Source organism: Kitasatospora sp. NPDC059817 (assembly GCF_042731835.1).
Taxonomy (GTDB): Bacteria; Actinomycetota; Actinomycetes; order Streptomycetales; family Streptomycetaceae; genus Kitasatospora.
Map to the genome: position 1 here is coordinate 1 of NZ_JBHWIR010000413.1, position 1,076 is coordinate 1,076.

1 protein-coding gene is annotated in these 1,076 nt (G+C 76.9%); it reads right to left on the reverse strand.

Features of this window, described 5'->3' with window-relative positions:
• Nucleotides 1-425: 425 nt before the first annotated feature.
• Nucleotides 426-959 carry a hypothetical protein gene (locus ACFV61_RS35845; RefSeq protein WP_380496367.1) on the reverse strand — a complete coding sequence of 178 codons (534 nt, stop codon included), beginning with the start codon at nucleotides 957-959 and terminating at the stop codon, nucleotides 426-428.
• Nucleotides 960-1,076: the final 117 nt, after the last annotated feature.

Here is a 1,076-nt window from a genome sequence, read left to right on the forward strand (position 1 = left end):
GGGGGGGGGGGGGGGGGGGGGGGGCCGGGCCGCCGCCCCCCCCCCCCCCCCCCCCCCCGGGGGGGGGGGCCCCCCCGGGCGGGGGTGACCACTCCCGGGTCCTCGTCGTATTCGGGTGATCCACCGCCGACCGGCCCCAGAACACTGGGACGCGCGCGCACCGGTCGGCGGTGGTGGCGCGCCTACGGCTACTCAGAGCCTGACGCGGCAGCTCCGTACGGCCCACCCCCTCTCTCCTCATCCAGCCCGGCACGCGTCACCGCCAGCGCGCGTGTAGGGACCGAGAGGGGGCGGGCCGGTGGCCGCCGCGCGCCCGGCGGGGGGTGGAGTGGGATGCCGGGCGCGGGGTGGCCGGTGCCGTCTGGCCGCTGCGGGTGGCCGGTCGGCGCCGTCTCCGCCGGTGGGGAGACGGTGGGGAGGATGGTCTACGGGGCGTAGCCGCCGACGCGCAGGATGCGGCGGGCGTGGCGTAGGGCGGTGGCGAGGCTCGCGGGCTGGGTGAGGGCTTGGCCGCCGTCGGGCTCGACCAGCCAGCGGCGCCCGGTGGAGGGGCGCTTGCCCGGCGGCGGGCACTTGATCACGACCCTCCGCTCCCCGCGCTCGCCGCAGTCGAGAAGCTGGCTGTCGCGCATGTCCCAGGTGGTGGTGGGGGTGCAGGCGACGAAGAACTCGACGCAGCGCTGGGTGTCGTTGAGGATGACGGGGCCGACCGGGCCGACGATGTCGACCACACCCTGGAGCTGGCCAAGGGCGGCGTTGCCGAGGCGGCGGTCGTGGATACGGATGATGCCGAACCGGACGCCGACTCTGACCTCGGCGACATCACCTCGGGTCCAGAGGGTGGTGGTCACCTCGGGACGGGAGTTGCAGCTGGCGAGCCAGCGGGCGCCGAGGACGTACGGGGGCGGGATGCGCCGGAAGGGCCTGGGTACAGGGGGTCGTGCTGCGGCAGTGATCATGATCTCTTCCTCCCGTTCCGTCGTCTCGTCTTGCTGGGTGGGTGGGGGGCCCCGGGGGGCCCCCCCCCCCCCCCCCCCCCCGCGCCCCCCCCCGGGGGGGGGGGGTGGTTGTGGTCG

Bases quoted from the DNA above. Each gene is read 5' to 3' on its own strand.
- ACFV61_RS35845 (WP_380496367.1), bottom strand. From the start codon at position 959: ATGATCACTGCCGCAGCACGACCCCCTGTACCCAGGCCCTTCCGGCGC.